The sequence below is a fragment of the Streptococcus mitis NCTC 12261 genome, assembly GCF_000148585.2.
Taxonomy (GTDB): Bacteria; Bacillota; Bacilli; order Lactobacillales; family Streptococcaceae; genus Streptococcus; species Streptococcus mitis.
Genome location: NZ_CP028414.1, coordinates 397,552 through 424,035 on the forward strand (window position 1 = coordinate 397,552; position 26,484 = coordinate 424,035).

General features: G+C 43.5%; 25 protein-coding genes, 2 pseudogenes, 1 riboswitch and 2 other annotated features. Of the genes and pseudogenes, 21 read left to right on the top strand and 6 right to left on the bottom strand.

The features are described from left to right. Nucleotides 1–45: 45 nt before the first annotated feature. Both nmlR and SM12261_RS02210 read left to right on the top strand, forming a co-directional pair. Nucleotides 46–399: a stress response transcriptional regulator NmlR gene (gene nmlR / locus SM12261_RS02205; RefSeq protein ID WP_001022624.1), complete on the top strand. Its 354-nt coding sequence runs from the start codon at nt 46–48 to the stop codon at nt 397–399. Then, on the top strand, nt 400–1,437 hold the full coding sequence (locus tag SM12261_RS02210; RefSeq protein WP_000833747.1) for a zinc-binding dehydrogenase: 1,038 nt from the start codon (nt 400–402) through the stop codon (nt 1,435–1,437). Nucleotides 1,438–1,504: 67 nt separating this feature from the next. On the opposite strand, the gene galR is transcribed toward SM12261_RS02210, so the two are convergent. Then, on the bottom strand, nt 1,505–2,506 hold the full coding sequence (gene galR / locus SM12261_RS02215) for a DNA-binding transcriptional regulator GalR (protein ID WP_000212485.1): 1,002 nt from the start codon (nt 2,504–2,506) through the stop codon (nt 1,505–1,507). Between the two features lie 164 nt (nt 2,507–2,670). Here galR and SM12261_RS02220 point away from each other — a divergent pair, with 164 nt between their 5' ends. The 3 genes from SM12261_RS02220 (at nt 2,671) to SM12261_RS02230 (ending at nt 5,823) form a co-directional block, all read left to right on the top strand. After that, nucleotides 2,671–3,849 (top strand): galactokinase, encoded by a 1,179-nt coding sequence (locus SM12261_RS02220; RefSeq protein ID WP_000191949.1) that lies wholly within the window; start codon nt 2,671–2,673, stop codon nt 3,847–3,849. A gap of 18 nt (nt 3,850–3,867) precedes the next feature. Further along, nucleotides 3,868–5,349 (top strand): UDP-glucose--hexose-1-phosphate uridylyltransferase, encoded by a 1,482-nt coding sequence (locus tag SM12261_RS02225; protein WP_000176976.1) that lies wholly within the window; start codon nt 3,868–3,870, stop codon nt 5,347–5,349. A 69-nt stretch (nt 5,350–5,418) separates the two neighbouring features. Next, entirely contained in the window at nt 5,419–5,823 is a 405-nt protein-coding gene (locus tag SM12261_RS02230) for a PaaI family thioesterase (RefSeq protein WP_000651224.1), read from the top strand. A 26-nt stretch (nt 5,824–5,849) separates the two neighbouring features. Here the strand turns inward: SM12261_RS02230 and SM12261_RS02235 are convergent, their stop codons facing one another. The 4 genes from SM12261_RS02235 to SM12261_RS02255 form a co-directional block, all read right to left on the bottom strand. Beyond that, the gene (locus SM12261_RS02235; protein ID WP_001194508.1) at nt 5,850–7,112 is read right to left on the bottom strand and encodes a nucleobase:cation symporter-2 family protein; all 1,263 of its coding nucleotides are present in this window, start codon (nt 7,110–7,112) and stop codon (nt 5,850–5,852) included. After that, a complete protein-coding gene (locus tag SM12261_RS02240; protein WP_000770412.1) occupies nt 7,112–7,693 on the bottom strand; it encodes a xanthine phosphoribosyltransferase in 582 nt (193 codons plus the stop codon). The genes SM12261_RS02235 and SM12261_RS02240 overlap by 1 nt, the downstream gene beginning before the upstream one ends. 324 nt (nt 7,694–8,017) lie before the next feature. Beyond that, nucleotides 8,018–8,113, bottom strand: a riboswitch (purine riboswitch). Nucleotides 8,114–8,344: 231 nt separating this feature from the next. Beyond that, nucleotides 8,345–8,731 (bottom strand): bleomycin resistance protein, encoded by a 387-nt coding sequence (locus tag SM12261_RS02250; protein WP_000386222.1) that lies wholly within the window; start codon nt 8,729–8,731, stop codon nt 8,345–8,347. 11 nt (nt 8,732–8,742) lie between these two features. Further along, nucleotides 8,743–9,570 carry an exodeoxyribonuclease III gene (locus tag SM12261_RS02255; RefSeq protein WP_004238789.1) on the bottom strand — a complete coding sequence of 276 codons (828 nt, stop codon included), beginning with the start codon at nt 9,568–9,570 and terminating at the stop codon, nt 8,743–8,745. Nucleotides 9,571–9,703: 133 nt separating this feature from the next. Here SM12261_RS02255 and SM12261_RS02260 point away from each other — a divergent pair, with 133 nt between their 5' ends. The 14 genes and pseudogenes from SM12261_RS02260 to trpA all read left to right on the top strand — a co-directional run bounded on the left by SM12261_RS02260 (nt 9,704) and on the right by trpA (nt 24,988). Further along, the gene (locus SM12261_RS02260; RefSeq protein WP_000675337.1) at nt 9,704–10,159 is read left to right on the top strand and encodes a DUF3290 family protein; all 456 of its coding nucleotides are present in this window, start codon (nt 9,704–9,706) and stop codon (nt 10,157–10,159) included. Then, the gene (locus SM12261_RS02265) at nt 10,156–10,791 is read left to right on the top strand and encodes a DUF421 domain-containing protein (protein ID WP_000174457.1); all 636 of its coding nucleotides are present in this window, start codon (nt 10,156–10,158) and stop codon (nt 10,789–10,791) included. The genes SM12261_RS02260 and SM12261_RS02265 overlap by 4 nt, the downstream gene beginning before the upstream one ends. 160 nt (nt 10,792–10,951) lie before the next feature. Beyond that, on the top strand, nt 10,952–12,697 hold the full coding sequence (locus SM12261_RS02270; RefSeq protein WP_000022595.1) for an ABC transporter ATP-binding protein: 1,746 nt from the start codon (nt 10,952–10,954) through the stop codon (nt 12,695–12,697). Then, a complete protein-coding gene (locus SM12261_RS02275; protein ID WP_001180041.1) occupies nt 12,687–14,429 on the top strand; it encodes an ABC transporter ATP-binding protein in 1,743 nt (580 codons plus the stop codon). The genes SM12261_RS02270 and SM12261_RS02275 overlap by 11 nt, the downstream gene beginning before the upstream one ends. Nucleotides 14,430–14,647: 218 nt before the next feature. Continuing rightward, a complete protein-coding gene (locus SM12261_RS02280) occupies nt 14,648–15,340 on the top strand; it encodes a sugar transferase (RefSeq protein ID WP_000922210.1) in 693 nt (230 codons plus the stop codon). Nucleotides 15,341–15,382: 42 nt separating this feature from the next. Continuing rightward, nucleotides 15,383–16,613, top strand: a pseudogene (locus tag SM12261_RS02285) (DegT/DnrJ/EryC1/StrS family aminotransferase). Nucleotides 16,614–16,647: 34 nt separating this feature from the next. Next, nucleotides 16,648–16,878 (top strand) — a binding site (T-box leader). 66 nt (nt 16,879–16,944) lie between these two features. Continuing rightward, on the top strand, nt 16,945–18,123 hold the full coding sequence (gene trpB / locus SM12261_RS02290; RefSeq protein WP_000208439.1) for a tryptophan synthase subunit beta: 1,179 nt from the start codon (nt 16,945–16,947) through the stop codon (nt 18,121–18,123). Next, nucleotides 18,120–18,345 (top strand) — a binding site (T-box leader). Its footprint overlaps the gene before it by 4 nt. 377 nt (nt 18,346–18,722) lie before the next feature. Next, complete coding sequence (gene trpE / locus SM12261_RS02295) at nt 18,723–20,084, top strand: anthranilate synthase component I (protein ID WP_000439605.1); 1,362 nt, start codon at nt 18,723–18,725, stop codon at nt 20,082–20,084. Then, nucleotides 20,081–20,647 (top strand): aminodeoxychorismate/anthranilate synthase component II, encoded by a 567-nt coding sequence (locus SM12261_RS02300; protein ID WP_000601911.1) that lies wholly within the window; start codon nt 20,081–20,083, stop codon nt 20,645–20,647. The genes trpE and SM12261_RS02300 overlap by 4 nt, the downstream gene beginning before the upstream one ends. A 10-nt stretch (nt 20,648–20,657) precedes the next feature. After that, a complete protein-coding gene (gene trpD / locus SM12261_RS02305; RefSeq protein WP_000658712.1) occupies nt 20,658–21,662 on the top strand; it encodes an anthranilate phosphoribosyltransferase in 1,005 nt (334 codons plus the stop codon). Continuing rightward, nucleotides 21,659–22,432 (top strand): indole-3-glycerol phosphate synthase TrpC, encoded by a 774-nt coding sequence (gene trpC, locus SM12261_RS02310; protein ID WP_000076529.1) that lies wholly within the window; start codon nt 21,659–21,661, stop codon nt 22,430–22,432. The genes trpD and trpC overlap by 4 nt, the downstream gene beginning before the upstream one ends. Then, nucleotides 22,419–23,018: a phosphoribosylanthranilate isomerase gene (locus SM12261_RS02315; RefSeq protein WP_000169924.1), complete on the top strand. Its 600-nt coding sequence runs from the start codon at nt 22,419–22,421 to the stop codon at nt 23,016–23,018. The genes trpC and SM12261_RS02315 overlap by 14 nt, the downstream gene beginning before the upstream one ends. Further along, nucleotides 22,996–24,219 (top strand): tryptophan synthase subunit beta, encoded by a 1,224-nt coding sequence (gene trpB / locus SM12261_RS02320; RefSeq protein WP_000331264.1) that lies wholly within the window; start codon nt 22,996–22,998, stop codon nt 24,217–24,219. Before SM12261_RS02315 ends, trpB (SM12261_RS02320) begins: the two co-directional genes overlap by 23 nt. Further along, on the top strand, nt 24,212–24,988 hold the full coding sequence (trpA, locus tag SM12261_RS02325; protein ID WP_001127014.1) for a tryptophan synthase subunit alpha: 777 nt from the start codon (nt 24,212–24,214) through the stop codon (nt 24,986–24,988). The genes trpB (SM12261_RS02320) and trpA overlap by 8 nt, the downstream gene beginning before the upstream one ends. On the opposite strand, the gene SM12261_RS02330 is transcribed toward trpA, so the two are convergent. Then, the gene (locus SM12261_RS02330) at nt 24,960–25,619 is read right to left on the bottom strand and encodes a prepilin peptidase (RefSeq protein ID WP_000608383.1); all 660 of its coding nucleotides are present in this window, start codon (nt 25,617–25,619) and stop codon (nt 24,960–24,962) included. The genes trpA and SM12261_RS02330 overlap by 29 nt on opposite strands. 69 nt (nt 25,620–25,688) lie before the next feature. Here SM12261_RS02330 and SM12261_RS02335 point away from each other — a divergent pair, with 69 nt between their 5' ends. Then, nucleotides 25,689–26,144: a GNAT family N-acetyltransferase gene (locus SM12261_RS02335; protein ID WP_000155436.1), complete on the top strand. Its 456-nt coding sequence runs from the start codon at nt 25,689–25,691 to the stop codon at nt 26,142–26,144. A gap of 35 nt (nt 26,145–26,179) precedes the next feature. Then, a pseudogene (locus SM12261_RS09750) lies at nt 26,180–26,454 on the top strand (transposase); the annotation flags it as partial. Nucleotides 26,455–26,484: the final 30 nt, after the last annotated feature.

The following is a 26,484-nucleotide window of genomic DNA, read 5'->3' on the forward strand; positions in this document are numbered from 1 at the left end:
TGAGTTAGAATAGCTTAAATTCAGTGAATGAGAGGAGGTTAGTGTATGAATATTAAATCTGCTAGTGACTTGTTGGGAATTTCAGCGGATACGATTCGGTACTATGAACGGGTTGGTCTTGTGCCACCGATTACTCGAACTGCAACTGGAATTCGTGATTTTCAAGATCATGATATTGAAGCTCTGGAATTTATTAAGTGTTTTCGTTCGGCAGGTGTCTCTGTAGATAGTTTAGTTGACTATATGTCTCTCTACCAAAAGGGGGATGAAACGCGAGAGAAAAGGCTTGGTATTTTAGAAGAGGAAAAGAAAAAATTAGAGGAGCGCTTGTCTCAGTTACAGGTGGCTTTAAATCGCTTAAATCTCAAAATTAAACTTTACAAGGAAGGAAAAATTTAAATGAAATCAGCAGTATATACAAAGGCAGGTCAGGTTGGTCTTGCTACAATTGAACGTCCGCAAATTATAGACGCAGATGATGCGATTATTCGTGTAGTTCGTGCGTGCGTTTGCGGATCGGATCTATGGAGGTACCGTAATCCAGAAACGAAAGCTGGACACAAAAATAGTGGACACGAAGCGATTGGGATTGTCGAAGAAACTGGGGAATCCATTACGACGGTGAAACCAGGTGATTTTGTCATTGTCCCTTTTACTCATGGATGTGGTGAATGTGATGCCTGTCTTGCTGGTTTTGACGGTTCTTGCGACAATCATATTGGTAATAACTTGGGAGGCGATTTTCAGGCGGAATATATTCGTTTTCACTATGCAAACTGGGCGCTGGTTAAAATCCCTGGACAACCTTCTGACTACACAGAAGGTATGCTAAAGTCCCTCTTGACTCTTGCAGATGTTATGCCGACAGGCTATCATGCGGCGCGAGTTGCAAATGTTCAAAAAGGGAACAAGGTTGTTGTTATCGGTGATGGTGCTGTTGGTCAATGTGCTGTCATCGCGGCGAAGATGCGTGGTGCATCGCAAATTATCCTTATGAGTCGTCATGAAGATCGTCAAAAGATGGCTCTGGAGTCGGGTGCGACAGCTGTTGTAGCTGAGCGAGGTCAAGAAGGTATTGCCAAGGTGCGTGAAATTCTCGGTGGCGGAGCAGACGCAGCACTTGAATGTGTTGGTACGGAGGCTGCTGTAGAACAGGCGCTAGGTGTCCTTCATAATGGAGGGCGTATGGGATTTGTAGGAGTCCCACACTATAATAATCGTGCTCTTGGTTCGACATTTATGCAAAATATCTCTGTAGCAGGTGGGGCAGCTTCTGCGACAACATATGATAAGCAATTTTTACTAAAAGCCGTCCTTGATGGTGATATCAATCCAGGCCGTGTCTTTACTTCAAGCTATAAATTAGAAGATATTGATCAAGCTTATAAAGATATGGATGAACGTAAGACCATTAAGTCTATGATTGTGATGGCCTAAAAAAGAAAATCCTAATGGAGATTTGAGACTCTCTATTAGGATTTTTTGTCATTTTTAATTTGTGGAGTTATGGCAGAGTACTCTCTCTCAATGTCAGTCTGGTTCCCAGCATGGTTAGGCTAGGGATTTTCCGACCGTGGAGTACTTCCTTATTAAGAATATCCATACCTGCTCGGCCCATTTCTTCGGTATAGACGGTGATGCTAGAGAGGGGAGGATAGACTTGCTTGGTCAGGCTAGTATCGTTAAAGGAAATAAGACTGACGCGGTCTGGCAGGTTGATTCCAGCTTCTTGGAGCGCACGGAGGGCACCGATGGCTAAACTATCGCTAGCTGCAAAAAAGGCTGGTGGGAGTTGGTCTCCCAAGTTCTGAATGGCCTCCTTCATCAAGTCATAGCCAGACTGGGCGGTAAAGCTTCCTTGAAAGACTAATTCATCATGATAGATTCCTTTTGTTTGACTGTAGTTTCTAAAATTTTCCAGTCGCTTATCCTCAATGATTTCTTCTTGGTCGGTTGTTTCTTCAAGGCCTGTTAGAATCCCGATGCGGTCCATCCCTTGGCTGAGAAAATAATCGACAACCTGTTTCATGGCAGTGTAAAAGTCTGTGATAATGCAGGTATGTCCCAGGGAAAGTGTATCGCTGTCTAGAAATACAAGAGGCTTTTGGTATTCTTCAAAGGCAGAAATCTGAGCTCGACTAAACTTTCCGATGCAGAGAATCCCAATCACTTCCTCGCTTAGGGTAAAAGGATGGTCATTAAAATAGCGCAAGATATCATAGTCCAACTCTTGGGCTCTTTTTTCAATACCCAAGCGAATCTGGTAGTAGTAAAGGTCGTCCAGTTCTCCTTGTTCACTGACCCATTGGATAATGGCAATCTTTTGCTTGGGTTTGTGGGAATCGCCTGTCTTGAGGTGCTTGGTGTAGCCCAGTTCTTCAGCAACGGTTAAAATACGGTGTCTGGTTTCTTCTGTAACAGATAGGCTCTGGTCGCGATTGAGGACGCGGGATACGGTCGCGATAGAGACAGAGGCTAGCTGTGCAATGTCTTTTAAGGTAGCCATAAATCCTCCTTCTTTAAGGTTAGTATATCATATTTTTCTGCTTTTTACTGATAGTTTAGTAAAATTTTAGTAAAAAGGATTGACCTTGGAAAATCCCTTGGATACAATAGAAGAAAACGATTACATGTTAAGGTGGCTTAACGGACAGTCAAAGGAGAATTCAAATGACACAACATCTTACTGCAGAAGCACTTCGCAAAGACTTTCTTGCTGTTTTTGATCAAGAAGCAGACCAAACTTTCTTTTCACCAGGTCGTATCAATTTGATTGGTGAACACACGGACTACAACGGTGGGCACGTTTTTCCAGCTGCTATTTCCTTGGGAACTTACGGTGCAGCTCGTAAGCGTGACGACCAAGTTTTACGTTTCTACTCAGCTAATTTTGAGGACAAGGGCATTATCGAAGTGCCTCTCGCTGACCTCAAGTTTGAAAAAGAGCACAATTGGACCAATTATCCAAAAGGGGTTCTTCATTTCTTGCAAGAAGCTGGTCATGTGATTGACAAAGGTTTTGATTTCTTTGTTTATGGGAATATCCCAAATGGTGCTGGTTTGTCTTCTTCAGCATCCTTGGAACTTTTGACAGGGGTCGTGGCAGAGCATCTCTTTGATTTAAAATTAGAGCGTCTCGATTTGGTTAAAATCGGAAAACAAACAGAAAACAACTTTATCGGAGTCAACTCTGGCATTATGGACCAGTTTGCTATCGGTATGGGTGCAGACCAACGTGCTATTTACTTAGATACTAACACTTTAGAGTATGATTTGGTACCACTTGATTTGAAGGACAATGTCGTTGTTATTATGAACACTAACAAACGCCGTGAATTGGCGGATTCTAAATACAATGAACGTCGTGCTGAGTGTGAAAAAGCAGTGGAAGAATTGCAAGTTGCTTTAGATATTCAGACCTTGGGTGAATTGGATGAGTGGGCCTTTGACCAATACAGCTATCTGATTAAAGATGAAAATCGTTTGAAACGTGCTCGCCATGCTGTGCTTGAAAACCAACGTACCCTCAAAGCTCAAGTAGCCCTTCAAGCAGGAGATTTGGAAACATTTGGTCGTTTGATGAATGCGTCACACGTTTCTCTGGAGCATGACTATGAAGTAACTGGTTTGGAATTGGATACTCTTGTTCACACAGCTTGGACACAAGAAGGTGTTCTCGGTGCTCGTATGACAGGGGCAGGTTTTGGTGGATGTGCCATTGCCTTGGTTCAAAAAGATACTGTTGAGGCTTTTAAGGAAGCTGTAGGCAAACACTACGAGGAAGTAGTTGGCTACGCTCCAAGCTTCTATATCGCTGAAGTTGCAGGTGGCACTCGCGTCCTTGACTAGTTAAAAGGAGGCTCTATAGTGACCTTAGTAGATAAATTTGTAACACATGTCATTTCTGAAAGTTCATTTGAGGAAATGGATCGAATCTACCTGACCAATCGTGTCTTGGCACGAGTGGGAGACGGTGTTTTGGAAGTTGAGACGGATCTGGATAAAGTGATTGACCTCAAGGACCAGCTGGTTGAGGAAGCCGTTCGATTAGAGATGATTGAGGATAGTCAGACTGCACGTGAAATCCTTGGTGCTGAACTGATGGACTTGGTGACTCCTTGTCCGAGTCAGGTCAATCGTGACTTCTGGGAAACCTATGCCCACTCTCCTGAGCAATCGATAGAGGATTTTTACCAACTCAGTCAGAAAAATGACTACATCAAACTCAAGGCCATTGCTAAAAATATTGCTTATCGTGTTCCATCTGATTACGGTGAACTTGAAATTACCATCAACCTCTCTAAGCCTGAAAAGGATCCCAAAGAGATTGCGGCAGCCAAGTTGGTGCAAGTTAGTAATTATCCTCAGTGTCAGCTTTGTCTAGAGAATGAGGGCTACCATGGTCGGGTCAACCACCCAGCTCGCAGTAACCACCGTATTATCCGTTTTGAAATGGTTGGTCAGGAGTGGGGCTTCCAGTATTCGCCCTATGCTTACTTTAATGAGCACTGTATTTTCTTAGATGGCCAGCATCGTCCCATGGCCATTAGTCGTCAGAGTTTTGAACGTCTGTTGGCTATCGTAGAGCAGTTTCCAGGATATTTTGCTGGATCTAATGCCGACTTGCCGATTGTGGGGGGCTCTATTCTAACTCATGATCACTATCAAGGAGGTCGTCACGTATTTCCTATGGAATTGGCTCCCTTGCAAAAGTCTTTCCGATTTGCTGGTTTTGAGCAGGTCAAGGCTGGAATTGTCAAGTGGCCTATGTCAGTGTTGCGTTTGACTTCGGATTCCAAAGAGGATTTGATCAACTTGGCTGACAAGATTTTACAGGAATGGCGTCAGTATTCAGATCCTAGTGTGCAGATTTTAGCTGAGACTGATGGGACACCGCATCACACCATCACACCGATTGCGCGTAAACGCGATGGACAGTTTGAGTTGGACTTGGTTTTACGAGATAATCAAACATCGCCAGAGCATCCTGATGGTATCTATCATCCCCACAAGGATGTCCAACATATCAAGAAGGAAAATATCGGTTTGATTGAGGTCATGGGCTTGGCAATCCTGCCACCACGTCTGAAAGAAGAAGTGGAGCAAGTTGCTAGCTATCTTGTAGGAGAAGCTGTTACAGTTGCCGATTATCATCAGGAATGGGCAGACCAACTCAGAGCCCACCATCCAGATCTAACGGATAAAGAAAAAGCCCTTGAAATCGTCAAGGACTCTGTGGGTACTATCTTTGCGCGTGTACTTGAGGATGCAGGAGTCTACAAGCAGACAGAACAAGGACAGGCGGCCTTTATGCGATTTGTGGAGCAGGTCGGAATTTTGCCAGACTAGGAGCTTTCTCCTTGCACAGTCCTATAAAAAGTAGTATCATAGTGTCGTTTGAAATATCAGGAGGAAACGATGAAAGATTTTCATTTTGACGCTATATCTGCCTTTGAAAATTACGAAATTGAACAAATGAGAGATGGTCACGTTGTGGTGACGACCAAAGTAGTGGACTCGTCGCTCAACTACTATGGCAATGCTCATGGTGGCTATCTCTTTACCCTTTGTGACCAGATCAGTGGTTTGGTGGTTATCTCGCTAGGATTAGACGGAGTGACGCTCCAATCCTCTATCAACTACCTCAAAGCAGGAAAACTTGATGATGTGCTGACTATTAAAGGAGAATGTGTCCATCAAGGTCGCACAACCTGTGTGGTGGATGTGGATATCACCAATCAAGAAGGCAGAAATGTCTGCAAAGCAACCTTTACCATGTTTGTCACAGGCCAGAGGTCAGAAGAAAGACAGGTAAGGATATAGAAAAAAGAGGTCTACACCTCTTTTTCTTATTTCTTTTTATGATTTAATACAGCATTGAGGGCAATGGCGAGTAGGCTGGCTACGACGATTCCGTTTGAGAAGAACATTTGGAAGGCTGTCGGCATGCTGACAAAGAGATTACTGTTGTTGAGTCCGACACCTGCAGCTATGGATACTGCTGCGATAAGAAAGTTATGTTCATTGTTAGCAAAGTCAACACGAGCGAGGATTTGCATCCCTTGAATAGATACAAAACCAAACATCACCAGCATGGCACCACCGAGGACAGGGTTTGGAATGATTTGGGCAAGGGCGCCAAACTTAGGAAGGAGTCCAAGGAGAACCAGGAAACCAGCTGCGTAGTAGATTGGTAGGCGAGTCTTGATACCTGACAATTTAACCAAACCAACGTTTTGTGAAAATCCTGTGTAAGGGAAGGTGTTAAAGATTCCTCCGAGAAGAACGGCCAAACCTTCTGCGCGGTAACCGTTGCGAAGGCGTGTGCTATCGATTGGATCTTTCGTGATATCAGACAAGGCTAGGTAAACACCAGTTGACTCAACCATAGAAACCGTTGCGATGATACACATCATGATAATAGATGAGATTTCAAAGGTTGGCATCCCAAAGTAGAGTGGAGTTGGGACATGGACAAGTGGTGCTGCCGCAACAGGAGAGAAATCAACCAAGCCCATGCTGGCAGCAATGGCAGTTCCAACAACCAAACCAATCAAAATAGAGATAGACTTGATAAATCCTTTGGTAAAGATGTTGATCAAGAGGATAATCAGAACAGTGATAGCTGCAAGCAAGAGACTTTGACCAGTTGGTTCTGGAACGTTATTTCCCATATTTCCAATAGCAACAGGAATCAAGGTTAAACCAATCGTGGTAATAACAGATCCTGTTACGATAGATGGGAAGAGATTGGCCACTTTTGAGAAGATGCCTGAAACAAGAACCACGTAAATCCCTGATGCGATAAGGGCACCAAACATAGCACCACTACCATGGCTTTGCCCAATCATAATCAAGGGAGCTACCGACTGGAAGGCAACTCCAAGAACGACTGGAAGTCCAATCCCAAAGTATTTGTTGAGTTGGAGTTGGAGGAAGGTTGCCACACCACACATGAAGATATCTGTGGAAATCAGGTAGGTCAACTGCTCAGTCGAATAGCCAAGGGCTGTCGCAATCATGATAGGAACCAGAATGGACCCTGAGTACATGGCTAGTAAGTGTTGCAAGCCAAGAACGGCTGCTTGCGAATGTTTTTCTTGAGTTTGCATTAGAGATCTGCCTCCTTAAAAATAACTTGACCATTTTCAAAACGATCCAAACGAGCGAGTGATAGGACAGGATAGCCTGCTTTTTCAAGCAAATCACGGCCATCTTGGAAAGATTTTTCAATCACAATACCGATAGCTTCGACTGTTGCTCCAGCCTGTTCGATGATTTGAATCAAGCCTTTGGCAGCTTGGCCATTAGCAAGAAAATCGTCAATAATCAAGACCTTGTCCTCTGGTGAGAGAAATTTGCCAGCGATAGAAACGGTGCTGGTTACCTGCTTGGTAAAGGAGTAAACTTCGGCAGTTAAGATTCCTTCGTTCATAGTGATGTTCTTAGCTTTTTTGGCGAAAATCATGGGAACGTTTAAGGATTCCGCTGTAAAAATGGCTGGGGCAATACCTGACGCTTCAATGGTTACGACCTTGGTAATGCCAGCAGAAGCAAATTTTTCCGCAAAAACCTTACCAATCTCTCTCATCAAGCTAAAGTCAACTTGGTGGGTTAAAAAGGAATCCACCTTGAGGATGTTGTCACCCAAGATATGCCCATCCTTGAGGATGCGCTCTTCTAATAATTTCATAAGACCTCCTAAAGTCTAAAAGCCAGTTTACTTGTTGGTTAAATGTTTCTATGGTGATCCAGTTTGCTAGTACTATATATTTGATAAAACTAGTACGAGCGAAGCGAGTCTTATCAAATATTTCCTGTTGTAGTGGTATCATAGACAATAAGTTTGTTATTGTCTATGACGGAATTTTTGAGACTTTTGGCTCAAAAATTAGGGATGAAATTCCGAAGGAAGTTGCTCCCGTCCACACTAATTAAGGGAAATATTAAAAATATTCAAAAGGGGCCTACTTAATCTCTAAGTAAGTCCCCAAAATAGGCATGGCAAAACACCCATACCTCACTCTGACTTACTTATTGTTAGGTGTTCCGGCACCTTGTAGAAACGTCGTGCCAATTCACGACATAAACAAGTAAAACGATATTTAATTTAAAATAGGCTTGAGCCAATGTTTTTATTTTACACTAAATAACTTTAGAAATCAAATGTTTTGTTAATGTTTTGAAATAAAAAACGAACAAATATAATAAAAACGGGCAAAAATCAACTTATTGGCTAACATTTAGAAGGCTTTTCTATCATAAAAGGCATATTATCAAGATTTCTCAAGACTTGATAATATGCCTTTTTAACTTTAAAGACTTTTTCCCAATCTTTATTATTCTACTCGCTAAATCTTAAAAAATAGCCATCTGGATCCAAAATCGCAAATTCATGAGGGTAAATAAAGCTATCTCCCACTCGAAATTCTCTTTTGGTCAGCGGACGATGGATAGGATAGTCAGCTTCCAGCAGTTTTTGGTGGAGCTGAGGGACATCTTCAATGCCAAAGGAAATATTGACACCGCGCCCGAAAGGATAGGTTAGTTGGGCTAATTCTTCTGTGCTGCCTTCTTCTAGCATAAGTTGGCAGTCTTCAAGCGAGAGGAAGAGAAATTTCTCCTCTGGACGCTTGTATTCGACAGAAAATCCCAGCAAGTCGCAGTAGAAGTGGCGTGATTTTTCGATGTCAGATACTACAAATTCAGGAATGACAGCTTGATAGTCCATTCGTTTTCTCCTTAGAGTTCAATCTCCAAGACAATCGGTGTATGGTCTTGGCGAGCTCCAGAGTCGATCATATCGGACTTGGTCACCTTGTCAGCGATGCGGTTACTTGTGAGCCAGTAGTCGATTCTCCAGCCTGTATTGTTGATTTTAGAAGTCTTGCTGCGTTGTGCCCACCAAGTGTAGCGTTCTGGGACATCGCCGTGAATGTGGCGGAAGGTATCAGTAAATCCAGTTGCTAAAAGGTTGGTAAATCCAGCACGTTCCTCGTCGGTAAATCCTGGTGAACGGCGGTTGCTAGCAGGATTTGCAAGGTCGATTTCATTGTGGGCCACATTGTAGTCACCGGATGCAAGGACTGGTTTTTCTTTGTCTAGTTCAGCCAAGTACTCCGCATATTTGACATCCCAGATCTGGCGTTCTTCCAAGCGTTTGAGACCGTCGCCAGTGTTTGGAGTGTAAACTTGGGTCACGAAAAATTTATCAAATTCCAAAGTGATGATGCGGCCTTCCAAGTCCATGGTAGAAGGGGCACCGATTTCTGGAAAAGTGACAGTGGGTGTGAGTTCTTTCTTGTAAAGGAACATGGTTCCAGCATAGCCTTTACGGGCAGGCTCTTGGGAAGAGCGCCACTTGTTTTCGTAGTCTGGGAAGAGTTCTTCTAAAATTTCCAAGTGTTTCTTTGTAGGCCCCTTGGCAGAAAGCTTGGTTTCTTGGATAGCGATGATATCAGCATTTTCAGCGACCAAGGTTTGTAGTACTTCTTGGGACAATTTGGCACGAGTTGAGTCACTAGTTAGGGCAGCATTGAGGGAATCAATATTCCATGAGATGAGTTTCATAAAGTTACCTTTTTCATTCAGATTATAGATTTTATTATACCAAAAAAAGGTCCATTTCCCCAACGTATGGCTTGAAAAATCACTCTCTTTCGTTTATAATTAAGAATGATTTTATGAAAGGGAGTGAAAATAAATGAAATTTTACTCATATGACTATGTACTTAGCCAAATCAGTCAGCAAAATGGCATCATGATTGGCTTTGGAATTGTTCTCCTAGCTATCACAGGATTTTTTGCTTTAAAAGCCTATCGAGATAAAAAGGGGACTAAGTTTCGGGAATTGGTCATGATTTTGGCCTTGACCTTGGTGGCCATGCTTTTGGTGACAATCTCAAAATACCAGACCAATCAAGCCTCTAACAACCAATTTCAAACCTCCCTTCATTTCATAGAGGTTGTTTCCAAAGACTTGGGAGTGGATAAATCAGAAGTTTATGTCAATACTTCTGCAGCCACTGATGGAGCGCTTGTCAAGGTAGGTCCAAATTTCTACCGCGCCATGAACGGGAGCCAACCAGACAAGTATCTTTTAGAGAAATTAGAATTGAATCAAACAGACGCTATTGAATTGGTGGAGGTAAACAAATGACACTCAATTATATGGAAATTTTAATCAAACTGGCCTTGGGGCTCTTCTCGCTTGTTTTTGTTATCAATGTGACAGGAAAGGGGAACCTAGCACCTAACTCTGCGACAGACCAAATTCAGAACTATGTTCTCGGTGGTATCATCGGTGGGGTGATTTACAATAGTTCTATCAGCATTCTCCAGTATGCAGTGATTTTGATGATGTGGACGATTTTGGTCTTGACCCTCAAGTGGCTCAATAACAATGTTCGTTTTGTCAAACGCTTGATTGATGGAAAACCAACTCTCCTTATCAAAAATGGGCAGATTGACCCAGAAGCCTGTCGTTCAGTTGGCTTGTCTGCATCGGAAGTAGCCCTCAAACTTCGTAGCCAAGGAATTTTCCAGATGAAGCAAGTCAAACGAGCTGTGCAGGAGCAAAATGGCCAACTCATCGTGGTCCAAATGGGGGATGAAAATCCTAAGTATCCAGTTGTGACTGACGGTGTGATACAAGTCGATGTTTTGGAGTCGATTGGTCGTAACGAAGAATGGCTGCTTGATAACCTCAGCAAACAAGGACATGACAATGTAGCCAATATCTTTATCGCTGAGTATGACAAGGGTGCGGTCACAGTCGTAACCTATGAATAAGAAAAACCTGGGGTCTTGTACTCTTCGAAAATCAAATTCAAACTGCGTCAACGTCGCCTTGCCGTACTCGAGTACAGCCTGCGGCTAGTTTCCTAGTTTGCTCTTTGATTTTCATTGAGTATTGGCCTCAGGTTTTCATTTGCAATCAGAAAGGGATTTTATGTCCATTATTCAAAAACTTTGGTGGTTTTTCAAGTTAGAAAAACGCCGTTATCTAGTCGGAATTGTGGCCCTGGTCTTGGTTTCCGTCCTCAATCTCATTCCACCTATGGTCATGGGGCGGGTCATTGATGCCATCACATCGGGACAATTAACCCAGCAGGACCTCCTTCTTGACCTATTTTACTTGCTACTTGCTGCCTTTGGGATGTACTATCTGCGCTATGTTTGGCGTATGTATATCCTCGGTACTTCCTACCGTTTGGGACAGATTATGCGCTCTCGCTTATTTGAGCATTTCACAAAAATGTCTCCAGCCTTTTATCAAACCTATAGGACGGGGGACCTGATGGCACACGCAACCAACGATATCAATGCCTTAACGCGTCTGGCAGGGGGAGGGGTTATGTCAGCGGTGGATGCCTCAATCACAGCTTTAGTGACCTTGTTGACCATGCTCTTTAGCATTTCATGGCAAATGACCTTGGTTGCCATTCTTCCCCTGCCTTTCATGGCCTATGCGACCAGTCGTCTAGGTAGAAAGACTCACAGAGCCTTTGGAGAGTCCCAAGCTGCCTTTTCTGAACTCAATAACAAGGTGCAGGAGTCTGTATCAGGTATCAAAGTGACCAAATCTTTCGGTTATCAGGCAGACGAGCTGGAGTCTTTTCAGGCAGTCAATGAATTGACCTTCCAAAAGAACCTGCAAACCATGAAATACGATAGTCTCTTTGACCCCATGGTTCTCTTGTTTGTTGGCTCCTCCTATGTTTTAACGCTTTTGGTCGGTTCCTTGATGGTTCAGGAAGGGAAAATCACGGTTGGAAATCTGGTTACCTTTATCAGCTACTTGGATATGCTGGTTTGGCCTCTTATGGCTATCGGTTTCCTCTTTAATATCACTCAGCGAGGGAAGGTTTCCTACCAGCGGATTGAGGAACTCTTGTCTCAGGAATCACCTGTACAAGATCCTGAGTTTCCTTTAGATGGCATTGTAAACGGGCGCTTGCAGTATGATATTGATAGCTTTGCCTTTGAAAATGAGGAAACACTGACGGATATTCACTTTAGCTTGGAAAAAGGGCAAACACTGGGCTTGGTTGGTCAGACAGGCTCTGGAAAAACGTCCTTGATTAAGCTTCTCTTGCGTGAATACGATGTGGACAAGGGAGCCATTTATCTAAATGGTCATGATATTAGAGATTATCGTCTGACAGACCTTCGTAGTCTTATGGGTTATGTTCCTCAGGATCAATTCCTCTTTGCGACTTCTATCTTAGACAATATTCGCTTTGGAAATCCGAACTTGACCCTTTCTGCAGTCGAGGAAGCGACTAAGCTAGCTCAAGTTTATCAAGACATTGTAGACATGCCTCAGGGATTTGAGACCATTATCGGTGAAAAGGGAGTCAGTCTTTCTGGTGGTCAAAAGCAGCGTCTGGCCATGAGTCGGGCTATGATTTTAGATCCAGATATCTTGATTTTGGATGATTCTTTGTCGGCCGTGGATGCCAAGACAGAATATGCGATTATCGACAACCTTAAGGAGACGCGAAAGGACAAGACAACCATTATTACGGCTCATCGCCTGAGTGCAGTTGTCCATGCAGATCTAATCTTGGTTCTGCAAAATGGTCAAATTATTGAACAGGGCACACACGAAGACTTGCTAGCTTTGGATGGCTGGTATGCCCAAACCTACCAGTCTCAGCAGATGGAAATGAAAGGAGAAGAAGATGCAGAATAAGAAAGAACAATGGACTGTATTGAAGCGCTTGATGTCCTATCTCAAGCCTTACGGCCTCCTGACCTTTTTGGCACTCAGTTTTCTCCTAGCGACGACGGTCATCAAAAGTGTCATTCCCCTTGTGGCTTCCCACTTTATCGACCAGTATCTGAGTAATCTTAACCAACTAGCCATTACCGTTTTGCTGGCCTACTATGGCCTTTATATCCTACAAACTGTAGTTCAGTATGTCGGTAATCTTCTCTTTGCACGGGTGTCATACAGTATTGTTAGGGATATTCGTCGGGATGCCTTTGCCAATATGGAGAAATTGGGCATGTCCTATTTTGACAAGACACCAGCAGGCTCTATCGTCTCTCGTTTGACAAATGACACCGAGACCATCAGCGATATGTTTTCGGGGATTTTATCTAGCTTTATCTCAGCAGTTTTCATCTTTCTGACAACTCTTTATACCATGTTGGTATTGGATTTTCGTTTGACAGCATTAGTCTTGCTCTTTCTCCCCTTGATCTTCCTTTTGGTCAATCTCTATCGGAAAAAATCAGTGAAAATCATTGAGAAAACCAGAAGTCTCTTGTCAGATATCAATAGTAAGCTGGCAGAGAATATCGAGGGCATCAGGATTATTCAGGCCTTTAATCAAGAGAAGCGCCTGCAGGCGGAATTCGATGAAATCAACCAAGAACACTTGGTCTATGCCAACCGTTCTGTAGCCTTGGATGCTCTCTTTTTGCGTCCTGCCATGAGTTTACTGAAACTTCTAGGATACGCTGTTTTGATGGCCTATTTTGGCTATCGTGGTCTTTATCTGGGAATAACGGCAGGAACCATGTATGCCTTTATCCAGTATATCAATCGTCTCTTTGATCCCTTGATTGAAGTGACGCAAAACTTCTCAACCCTGCAAACGTCTATGGTTTCTGCAGGTCGTGTCTTTTCCCTGATAGACGAGAGGACCTATGAACCTCTTCAAGAAAATGGCCAGGCTAAAGTCAAAGAAGGCAATATCCGTTTTGAACATGTGTGTTTCTCATATGACGGGAAACATCAGATTCTGGATGATATTTCCTTTTCGGTTAACAAGGGTGAAACCATTGCATTTGTAGGCCATACAGGTTCAGGGAAATCTTCGATTATTAATGTCCTCATGCGCTTTTATGAATTTCAATCAGGGCGAGTTCTCTTGGACGATGTGGATATTAGGGACTACAGTCAGGAAGAGCTGAGAAAAAACATCGGTCTGGTCTTGCAGGAACCCTTCCTCTATCATGGAACCATTAAGTCCAATATCGCCATGTACCAAGACATTAGTGATGAGCAGGTCCAGGCTGCTGCAGCCTTCGTGGATGCAGATTCCTTTATTCAAGACCTTCCTCAGGGTTACGACTCACCTGTGTCCGAGCGTGGTTCGAGCTTTTCAACTGGACAGCGCCAGCTTCTTGCCTTTGCTAGAACAGTTGCCAGTCAGCCCAAAATCTTGATTTTGGATGAAGCGACAGCAAATATTGACTCTGAAACAGAAAGTCTGGTTCAAGCTTCACTGGCTAAGATGAGACAGGGACGAACAACCATTGCCATTGCTCACCGCCTTTCTACCATCCAAGACGCCAACTGTATCTATGTTTTGGACAAGGGGCGCATTATCGAGAGTGGAAGCCATGAGGAACTTTTGGCCTTGGGAGGAACCTATCACAAGATGTATAGTTTGCAGGTAGGGGCCATGGCCTAATACTCTTTGAAAATCTATTCAAGCCATGTCAGTTTTATCTGCAACCTCAAAGCTATATTTTGAGCAGCCTGCGTCTAGCTTTCTAGTTTACTCTTTGATTTTCATTGAGTGTAAGAAGGAAATCCTTCAAATTACAGATTTCTTTCACCGCCTTTTCCATTTTGTGGTATAATGAAAAATGTTGACAAATAGTATAATAAAAACAAAGGAGAAACAGCATGCTGAAATGGGAAGACTTGCCCGTGGAAATGAAATCAAGCGAGGTTGAGTCTTACTACCAGCTTGTCTCTAAAAGGAAGGGTTCGCTGATTTTCAAGCGTTGTTTGGACTGGGTTTTGGCCTTGGTTGTACTGGTTCTGACCTCTCCCATCTTTCTCATTTTGAGCATTTGGATCAAGTTGGATAGCAAGGGGCCAGTGATTTACAAGCAAGAGCGCGTGACCCAGTACAATCGACCTTTCAAGATTTGGAAGTTCCGTACCATGGTGACGGATGCGGATAAAAAAGGAAGTCTGGTGACTTCTGCTAACGATAGCCGCATCACTAAGGTTGGCAATTTCATCCGCCGTGTCCGTTTGGACGAACTGCCTCAGTTGGTCAATGTCCTTAAAGGTGAGATGTCCTTTGTCGGTACACGACCTGAAGTGCCACGCTACACAGAGCAGTATAGCCCTGAAATGATGGCGACTTTGCTTTTACCAGCAGGGATTACCTCTCCAGCCAGCATCAACTACAAGGATGAGGACACCATCATCAGTCAAATGACGGAGAAAGGTTTGTCAGTTGACCAGGCCTATGTCGAACACGTCCTTCCTGAAAAGATGCGCTATAACCTCGCCTATCTCCGAGAGTTTAGTTTCCTTGGAGACATCAAAATCATGTTTCAAACCGTGTTTGAAGTGCTAAAATAAAGTAGTCATAAGAAAATGAGTACAGATAAAAGGAGCAAATCAATGCCAAATTACAATATTCCATTTTCACCACCCGATATTACGGAAGCAGAAATTGCTGAAGTAGCGGATACCCTGCGTTCTGGTTGGATCACAACAGGTCCTAAGACAAAAGAACTAGAGCGTCGCTTGTCTCAATATACACAGACACCTAAGACCGTCTGCCTCAACTCTGCGACTGCCGCTCTTGAGTTGATTTTGCGCGTCTTGGAAGTGGGACCTGGTGATGAAGTCATCGTTCCAGCCATGACCTATACAGCTTCATGTAGTGTCATCACTCACGTGGGAGCAACTCCTGTCATGGTGGATATCCAAGCAGATACGTTTGAGATGGACTATGACCTGCTTGAGCAAGCTATCACTGAAAAGACCAAGGTGATCATCCCAGTAGAGCTTGCAGGGATTGTTTGCGACTACGACCGTTTGTTCCAAGTTGTGGAGAAGAAACGTGATCTCTTTACCGCTTCAAGCAAGTGGCAAAAAGCCCTTTAACCGTATCGTGATTGTTTCTGATAGTGCCCATGCTTTGGGATCTACTTATAAAGGGCAACCAGCTGGTTCTATCGCTGACTTTACTTCCTTCTCATTCCACGCCGTTAAGAACTTTACAACTGCAGAAGGTGGAAGTGCCACTTGGAAAGCCAATCCAGCGATTGACGACGAAGAGATGTACAAGGAATTCCAAATTCTTTCCCTTCACGGGCAAACTAAGGATGCTCTTGCCAAGATGCAACTGGGTTCATGGGAATACGATATCGTCACACCAGCCTACAAGTGTAATATGACCGATATTATGGCTTCCCTTGGTTTGGTACAATTGGACCGCTACCCAAGTTTGCTAGAACGTCGTAAGGAGATCGTGAACCGCTATGATCGTGGTTTTGCAGGTTCTCGTATCCATCCATTGGCACACAAGACTGAAACTGTCGAATCTTCACGCCACCTCTACATCACCCATGTAGAAGGAGCGAGTTTAGAAGAACGCAATCTTATTATCCAAGAATTAGCTAAAGCAGGAATTGCAAGCAATGTCCACTACAAACCGCTTCCGCTTTTGACAGCCTATAAGAATCTTGGTTTTGATATGGCGAACTATCCTAAGGCTTATGCCTTCTTTGAAAATGAAATTACGCTCCCTCTTCACACTAAATTAAGCGATGAAGAAGTGGACTATATCATTGAGACTTTCAAAACAGTTTCTGAAAAAGTACTAGCTTCATCAAAAAAATTGTAAAAAAGTCTTGACAAAGAAAAAACAAAGTATTAAAATAAGTTCAATAAATCAGAAAAGTAATTATTTTTGATCTTCAGGGAGCCTGTGGTGATTGTGAACAGGTGGTTGGAAGTAGTGAAAGTGGGCTGATTTTAAAAATGAATTTGAAACAATGAAAGTTCGGTGCGCACACCTTACAGTGCAACTTGTTGTTAGACAAGGTAGAGATGTAAAGGGGATAGTCCCTTTATAATTGAGGTGGCACCGCGTTACCAACGCCCTCACGCAGAAGTAGATTCTGTGTGTGGGCTTTTTTCATATCTTGGAACCAATACAGAAAGAGGAAAATTTTATGACAACTAAAGGTTATTTTGGACAATTTGGTGGTAGTTTTGTACCGGAGCCGATTCAGGCTTTGTTGGATGAGTTGGAAGTGACATTTGACAAGTACAAGGATGATCCAGAGTTTTTGGCAGAATTTCGCCATTACTTAAAGGACTATTCAGGTCGCGAAACACCGCTCTATTTTGCGGAAAGTTTGACAGACCACTTAGGTGGCGCTAAGATTTATCTCAAACGTGAAGACCTTAACCACCTTGGTTCTCACAAGCTAAACAACGTTTTAGGACAGATTCTTTTGGCCAAACGTATGGGCAAAAAACGAGTAATCGCAGAAACAGGAGCTGGTCAGCACGGGGTTGCGACGGCGGCAGCTGCAGCCAAGTTTGGTATGGCCTGTGATGTCTACATGGGGGCAGAGGATGTGGAACGTCAACGTCTCAATGTTTTCCGTATGGAGATGATGGGAGCAACTGTTCACGCAGTTGAAACAGGGACTCGTACCCTTAAAGATGCTGTTGATGCAGCCTTTGGAGCATGGATGAATGACCTTGAAGCCTTCTATGTTCTGGGATCTGCTGTAGGTCCTCACCCTTATCCTACAATTGTCCACGAGTTCCAAAAGGTCATCAGTGAAGAATCTCGCCGTCAAATCTTAGAAAAAGAAGGACGCTTACCAGACTACGTTATTGCTTGTGTAGGTGGTGGTTCCAATGCCATCGGTGCTTTTTCTCAGTATGTGGCTGATGAAGAAGTTAAATTGGTTGGGGTCGAAGCTGCTGGACATGGACTTGACACAGACAAGCACGCAGCTACTATGACAAAAGGTAGTATCGGAATTGTCGACGGCATGAAGACTTATGCAGTCTTTAAGGAAGACGGAGAGTTGGCTCCAGTTTACTCTATCTCAGCTGGATTGGACTATCCAGGGGTTGGCCCAGAACACGCCTACTTTAAAGATTCAGGTCGCGTGGAATATGTGGCTGCGACAGACGAAGAAGCTGTTCAGGCTCTCCTCCTTCTCAGCAAGACTGAAGGAATTATCCCAGCGATTGAAAGTTCGCATGCTATCGCAGAAGCAGTTAAACGTGCACCGAAACTAAGTAAAGACGACATTATCATCATCAATGTCTCTGGTCGTGGAGACAAGGACGTAGCTGCGATTGCAGACTACCTAGAAGCTAAAAAATAAAAGATGGAAAAATTACAGTCTTTTCTCTCACAGAGAGCTTGTGGTTGCTGGAAACAAGCAGAGAAAACTGTAAGGTTGGGTCCATCTGAAACAAGAGAAAAAAACATAATTCTCAAGGGAGTGCCCTTTATCGCACAGCCTGTTACAGGAAATATCTGAGACAGGAATGAGAGATAGGAGAAATCCTATAATTGAGGTGGCACCGCGAATTTCGTCCTCACGCAAGTTATTTTGCGTGGGGATTTTTATATGTCTATTATAGGTTCAGCTGTTTAGTTTTAGATTATTGTTCATTATTAAATAGATTGCTACAAAAAATTTGCGAACGAAGTGAGCTTTTAAAAGATATTTCCCGCCATAGTGGTATCCTATAGAAGCAAATATGCTTCTATAGGACGGAATTTTTGAGAGTAAAATAGTTCGGGGAACTATTTTAGCCTGAGCCTAGAAATGAATGAGCGAGGAGCTTAAAAATTAAGTCTTTCATTTAATGGATTTCTAAAATCATCCACTGGATAATTTTACCTCCCGTCCGCACTATTTAAGGGAAATAGAAAAAGATAAAAAATTAAAAATAAGGAACTGAAAGGGAAATTACAATGGAACGAATCATTCATGGAGATGTCTTATCACCAATCTTGGCTTATATGCGTCTAAAGGGACAACACAAGGTTATTTTAGAAAGTATTCCGAGAGACAAGGAAACAGCTCGTTTTTCTATCTTAGCTTATAATCCAGTTTTTGAGATTAAGTTTGCAAATGGAGTTCTTTATCAAAATGGGAAAGTGATTGATCAGGATCCCTTGGATTTCCTTTATGAAGTGACTCATAAGAGCCAGCACCATTCAGACCTACCTTTTGGTGGTGGGGCAATTGGTTTTGTTGGTTACGATATGATTTCGCTTTATGAAGAAATTGGTCAAATTCCTGAAGATACTATTGGAACGCCAGATATGCATTTCTTCGTCTATGAGAGTTACATTGTCTTTGACCACAAGAAGGAAAAAATCCATGTCATCGAGGATGCTCTCTATAGTGAGCGTAGTCAAGAAAACTTGGAAGAAGCCTTGAACCAAGTGCTTGAGGAATTACGCATTCCTGCTCCAAATGAATTTGAAGACTTGGATCTATCTCCGTTAGACTTCAAACCGCATATCGCTCCTCAGAAGTTTGAGGAAATGGTGGAAACAGCTCGTGACTTGATTCGAAATGGTGATATGTTCCAATGCGTACTCAGTCAGCGTTTCTCAGCAGAAGTTACTGGAAATCCATTTGACTTCTACAGAAATCTCCGCGTGACCAATCCATCCAATTACCTTTATTTCTATGATTTTGGGGATTATCAGATTATCGGTGCCAGTCCAGAAAGTTTGGTTTCCGTCAAAAATGGCATCGTGACAACCAATCCGATTGCAGGGACACGACCAAGAGGCGCTACGGATGAAGAAGACAAGGCTTTGGCGACAGACCTGCTTTCGGATGAGAAGGAAACAGCAGAACATCGGATGTTAGTAGACTTGGGTCGTAATGATATTGGTCGCATATCTGAAACAGCCAGTGTCCAAGTTACCAAGTATATGGAAGTGGAGCTTTTCCGCTATGTCATGCATTTGACCAGCGTGGTCAAGGGGCGTTTGCTTCCAGAACTCACTGCTATGGATGCCTTGAAATCAACACTTCCAGCTGGAACAGTTTCAGGAGCACCAAAGATTCGGGCCATGAGACGCATCTATGAATTGGAAACAGAAAAACGTGGCGTATACGCAGGAGCAATCGGCTACTTGTCTGCGACGGGTGATATGGATTTCGCTATCGCCATCCGAACCATGATTCTCAAAAATCAAACAGCCTATGTGCAGGCTGGGGCAGGGATCGTCTACGACTCCATCGCCCAAAACGAATACCAAGAAACCATTAACAAGGCTAAATCTATGACTAGAATTGGAGAACTAAGACCATGATTTTATTAATTGACAACTATGATTCTTTTACTTATAACTTGGCCCAATATATTGGGAATTTCGCAGAAGTACAGGTCTTGAGAAATGATGATCCCAAGCTGTATGAAGAAGCTGAAAAAGCAGATGGTCTGGTCTTTTCTCCCGGTCCTGGTTGGCCAGTTGATGCTGGAAAGATGGAAGATATGATTCGTGACTTTGCCGGCAAGAAGCCGATTCTAGGAATTTGTTTGGGTCACCAAGCTATCGCAGAAGTCTTTGGTGGGAAGTTAGGCTTGTCACCAAAAGTCATGCATGGGAAACAGAGCAATATCAGCTTTGAAGCGCCATCTGTTTTGTATCAAGGCATCGAGGATGGCCGTGCGGTCATGCGTTACCACAGTATTTTGATTGAAGAAATGCCAGAAGACTTTGAAGTGACAGCTCGTTCGACTGATGACCAAGCTATTATGGGCATTCAACACAAAAACCTACCGATTTATGGCTTCCAGTACCATCCAGAAAGTATCGGAACGCCAGATGGCTTGTCTTCTATTCGGAATTTTATCGAGAAGGTTGTAAAGTGAGGAAACTAGGATGAAAGAGATTATTGAAAAACTAGCAAAATTTGAAAATTTATCAGGTGTGGAAATGACGGATGTCATTGAGCGTATCGTAACTGGGCGTGTAACAGAGGCACAGATTGCTTCTCTCCTTTTGGCTCTTAAGATGAAGGGGGAAACACCTGAAGAACGCACAGCCATTGCCCAAGTCATGAGAGGGCATGCCCAACATATTCCAACTGAAATTCATGATGCCATGGACAACTGTGGTACAGGTGGGGACAAGTCTTTCAGTTTTAATATTTCTACAACTGCAGCCTTTGTCTTGGCTGGTGGTGGTGTTCATATGGCAAAACACGGTAACCGCTCGATTTCTTCTAAATCAGGTTCCGCAGATGTCCTAGAAGCTTTGAGTATTAACCTTGACCTCAAACCAGCTGAACTAGGTAAGGTCTTTGACAAAACTGGCATCGTCTTTCTCTTTGCTAAAAATATGCACCCAGCTATGAAATACATCATGCCAGCTCGTTTGGAACTAGGAATTCCAACGATTATGAACTTGACTGGTCCCCTGATTCACCCAATGGCCTTGGAAACACAGCTTCTTGGAATTAGTCGTCCAGAACTTCTAGAAAGTACAGCTCAGGTTTTGAAAAATATGGGTCGCAAACGTGCCATTGTGGTTGCTGGGCCAGAAGGGCTAGATGAAGCTGGCTTGAACGGAACAACTAACATCGCACTTCTTGAAAATGGCGAAATCACCTTGTCAAGCTTTACTCCAGAGGATTTGGGAATGGAAGGCTACGCTATCGAAGATATTCGTGGAGGGAATGCTCAGGAAAATGCAGAAATTTTGCTCAGTGTTCTCAAGAACGAACCAAGTCCATTCTTGGAAACTACAGTCTTGAATGCTGGTCTTGGTTTCTATGCTAATGGCAAGGTAGCTAGCATCAAGGATGGAGTTGCCTTGGCCCGCGAAGTCATTGCTAGTGGCAAGGCCCTTGAAAAACTCAGACTGTTACAGGAGTACCAAAAATGAGTCAGGAATTTTTAGCACGAATTTTGGAGCAGAAGGCGCGTGAGGTCGAGCAGATGGAGCTGGAGCTGGAGGAAATCCAGCCCCTGCGCCAGACCTATCGTTTAGCTGACTATCTAAAACAACATCAAGACCGTTTACAGGTAATCGCAGAAGTCAAGAAGGCTAGCCCTAGTCTGGGAGATATCAATCTAGATGTGGATATTGTGCAACAGGCTCAGACTTATGAAGAAAACGGCGCAGTGATGATTTCTGTTCTGACAGATGAGGTTTTCTTTAAAGGGCATTTGGATTATCTGCGGGAGATTTCCAGTCAGGTAGAGATTCCGACGCTCAACAAGGACTTTATCATCGATGAAAAGCAAATCATCCGTGCTCGCAATGCTGGTGCGACAGTTATCTTACTCATTGTCGCTGCCTTGTCAGAAGAACGTGTCAAGGAACTCTATGACTACGCGACAGAGCTTGGTCTGGAAGTCTTGGTGGAGACTCACAATCTAGCTGAACTAGAAGTGGCCCACAGGCTTGGTGCTGAGATTATTGGGGTTAATAACCGCAACTTGACTACCTTTGAAGTTGACTTGCAGACCAGTGTAGATTTGGCTAAACATTTCAAAGATGATTGCTTGTACATTTCTGAATCTGCTATTTTCACAGGGCAGGATGCGGAACGAGTAGCGCCATACTTTAACGGAATTTTAGTAGGGACAGCTCTCATGCAGGCAGAAGATGTAGCCCAGAGAATCAAGGAGTTGCAGATTGACAAAGGTTAAAATTTGCGGATTATCGACCAAAGAAGCGGTGGAAACAGCCGTATCAGCAGGAGTCGACTACATCGGTTTTGTCTTTGCACCTAGTAAAAGACAGGTGACTTTGGATCAGGCTGCCGAGCTGGCAAAGCTTATTCCTGCAGATGTCAAAAAGGTTGGTGTGTTTGTTTCACCAAGTCGGGCAGAACTGCTAGAAACGATTGACAACGTTGGCTTGGACTTGGTTCAAGTTCACGGTCAGGTGGCAGATGATTTATTTGAGAATTTGCCTTGTGCCAGTATTCAGGCTGTGCAGGTGGATGGAGAGGGTCATGTGCCCAATTCTCAGGCAGACTATCTCCTCTTTGATGCCCCTGTGGCTGGGAGTGGCCAGACCTTTGATTGGGGGCAACTGGATACGACAGGACTAACTCAGCCTTTCTTTATCGCAGGTGGGCTTAATGAAGACAATGTAGTAAAAGCAATTCAACACTTTACTCCCTATGCAGTAGATGTATCGAGCGGAGTGGAGACAGATGGACAAAAAGATCATGAAAAGATTAGAAGATTTATAAAGAGGGTAAAGAATGGCATATCAAGAACCAAATAAAGATGGATTTTACGGAAAATTCGGTGGACGTTTCGTCCCAGAAACATTGATGACAGCAGTTTTGGAGTTGGAGAAAGCTTACCGTGAAAGTCAGGCAGACCCAAGTTTCCAAGAGGAATTAAACCAACTTTTGCGCCAGTATGTAGGACGTGAAACTCCTCTTTACTACGCAAAAAACTTGACCCAGCATATTGGCGGAGCCAAGATTTATCTTAAACGTGAAGACCTCAACCATACAGGGGCCCACAAGATTAACAATGCCTTAGGACAAGTTTTGCTTGCCAAACGCATGGGTAAAAAGAAAATTATCGCTGAAACAGGTGCTGGTCAGCACGGTGTGGCAACTGCAACAGCTGCGGCCCTCTTTAATATGGAATGTACCATCTACATGGGTGAGGAGGATGTCAAACGCCAAGCCCTTAATGTCTTCCGTATGGAGCTTTTGGGAGCCAAGGTCGAGGCTGTGACAGACGGTTCGCGCGTGCTCAAGGATGCGGTCAATGCAGCTCTTCGTTCATGGGTGGCAAATATCGACGACACCCACTATATCCTTGGTTCTGCCTTGGGGCCTCATCCCTTCCCAGAAATTGTTCGTGACTTCCAAAGTGTCATCGGTAGGGAAGCCAAACAACAGTACCGTGACTTGACAGGTCAAGATTTACCAGATGCTCTAGTAGCCTGTGTTGGTGGTGGGTCGAATGCTATCGGGCTCTTCCATCCATTTGTAGAAGATGAGTCAGTAGCCATGTATGGGGCTGAAGCAGCTGGACTTGGTGTGGATACGGAGCACCATGCAGCTACCTTGACCAAGGGTCGTCCTGGTGTTCTTCACGGTTCTCTCATGGATGTGCTCCAAGATGCCCATGGTCAAATTCTTGAAGCCTTCTCTATCTCAGCAGGTTTGGACTATCCTGGTATCGGTCCAGAACATTCTCACTACCACGATATCAAACGTGCCAGCTATGTCCCTGTGACAGACGAAGAAGCCTTGGAAGGATTCCAACTCTTGTCTCGTGTGGAAGGGATTATCCCAGCCTTGGAATCTAGCCACGCTATTGCTTTTGCGGTGAAATTGGCCAAAGAACTCGGTCCAGACAAGTCCATGATTGTCTGTCTATCAGGTCGTGGGGACAAGGATGTGGTTCAAGTCAAAGACCTCTTGGAAGCAGATGCAGCAAAGAAGGGAGAAGCTCATGCCTAAGACACTAACAGAAAAATTAAACGCTATAAAAGCAGCTGGAAAAGGAATTTTCGTTCCCTATATCATGGCTGGAGACCATGAGAAAGGTTTGGATGGACTCGGAGAAACAATTCACTTTTTAGAAGATTTGGGTGTTTCGGCTATTGAAGTTGGTATTCCCTTTTCAGACCCTGTTGCAGATGGACCTGTTATCGAAGAAGCTGGCTTGCGCAGTTTAGCCCACGGGACCTCTACCCAGGCTTTGGTTGAAACATTGAAAACCATTGAAACAGAGGTTCCACTTGTCATCATGACCTACTTCAACCCCCTCTTTCAGTACGGTGTGGAGAACTTTGTCAAAGATTTGGCAGATACAGCGGTTAAGGGCTTGATCATTCCAGACCTTCCTCATGAGCATGCCAATTTTGTGGAGCCTTATTTGGCAGATACAGACATCGCTTTGATTCCCCTAGTTAGTTTGACGACAGGAATTGAGCGCCAGAAAGAGTTGATTAAAGGGGCAGAAGGATTTGTCTATGCCGTTGCTATCAACGGGGTGACAGGGAAATCAGGCAATTACCGTGCAGATTTGGACAAGCACTTGGCACAACTTTATCAAGTGGCCGATATCCCAGTTTTGACAGGTTTTGGCGTATCTAGTCAAGCCGATGTAGAACGCTTTAATGCGGTGTCAGATGGCGTTATCGTCGGTTCAAAAATCGTAAAAGCTCTTCATCAAGGAGAGCCAATTCAGGACTTTATCAGACAAGCAGTAGCTTACCAAAAATAATCACACAAGCAGCAAGTAAGAGGAAAGGTACGAAAGGAAGTCTTTCCTTTTTCTTTTGCAGGAGAAAGGCTAGAATTCCCATCGCAGAAGCAAATTGAATCAAGATCAGTAACTCCGTTACGCTAAAGACGATAGAACAAGAAGCTAAAAAGAGAAAATCCCCTGCTCCCATACGGATATCGATAAAATGGGCTATTATTCCTAGAACAAGAAAGAAGAGCATAATCAGACTCCAACCACAGAAAGCCATGAGGATTATATGAAAAGTCATCCAGACTAGTAAGGGATATTCCTGATGGCGAAAGTCGTAGATGCCCAAGGTCAAACCGGCAGTTATCAGGATGACTTGACCCAAGGAAAGCCAGCCCAAAGACCAAGCTAGAAAGAGGAGTCCTAAGCCTAGTTCAAAGAAGGCATACCAGACAGGATAGCGAACCTTGCAGTAGCGACAGCGAAAGCGATTGAAGACCTGCGAGAGAATCGGAATCAAATCTAAGGGACGCAAGGGAGTATGACAGGAATCGCAGTGACTAGCAGGTTGGATAATGGATTGCTCTGGGAAACGGTCAATAACCAAACCAAGAAAGGAAGCGAGAATGCTCCCGACAAGAAAAAAATAAATATTAATCATACTTATCTATTCGTAAAAAATAGGAGAAGTAGTATAATGGAGAAACATAGATAAGATGGGGAGGCAAAGATGACAATTCGTTTTGAAGAAAAGGTGAGCACAGAAAATGCTCAGCTCGTATGCCAATGGTCCAACTCCCTTGGCAAAGTTTTTCAAGAACAATGGATGGGACCAAGGATTCCTTTTCCCTTGACCATTCAAGTTTTGCAAGATTTGGAAGGAATCTTTTCAATCTTTGAAGGACAAGAGTTTGTGGGGCTTATCCAGAAAATCAGGCAAGAAGACAGCAATCTTCATATCGGGAGATTTTTTATCAATCCCCAGAAACAGGGACAAGGCTTAGGTAGGCAGGCTTTAAGGAAATTTGTTAGTTTGGTCTTTGAAAATGGAGACATAGGTAGTATTTCTTTAAATGTCCTCGAAGCAAATCAAGCAGCCCAGCACCTTTATCAAAAAGAAGGATTTGAAATCGTTCAAGTGGTTGAAGCACCTGTACGAAAATACATCATGAAAAAGGGGAGATAGAAGCAAACAGCCTTGAAATCAATCTTGACTGCGATGATGAACCTGAATCAGCCCCTCAAAAGGGACTGTATATGAATGAACGTTACCAGTGTTTAAAAATTAAAGAATATCAGGCACTTTTATCTTCCAAGGGTAGATAAATTTTCGCTAAACGTAAGATTGATATGAAATCTGTCTTTGGGCAGATAAAGGTTTGTTTGGTTATAAGAGATGTCATCTGAAAGGTAAGCGCCAAGTGAGAATTGACATGGGATTCGTACTCATGGTCAACAACCTGCTGAAATATAATAAGAGAAAGAGGCAAAATTAAAAAGCTAGAGTTCCGCAATTGGAAATCTCT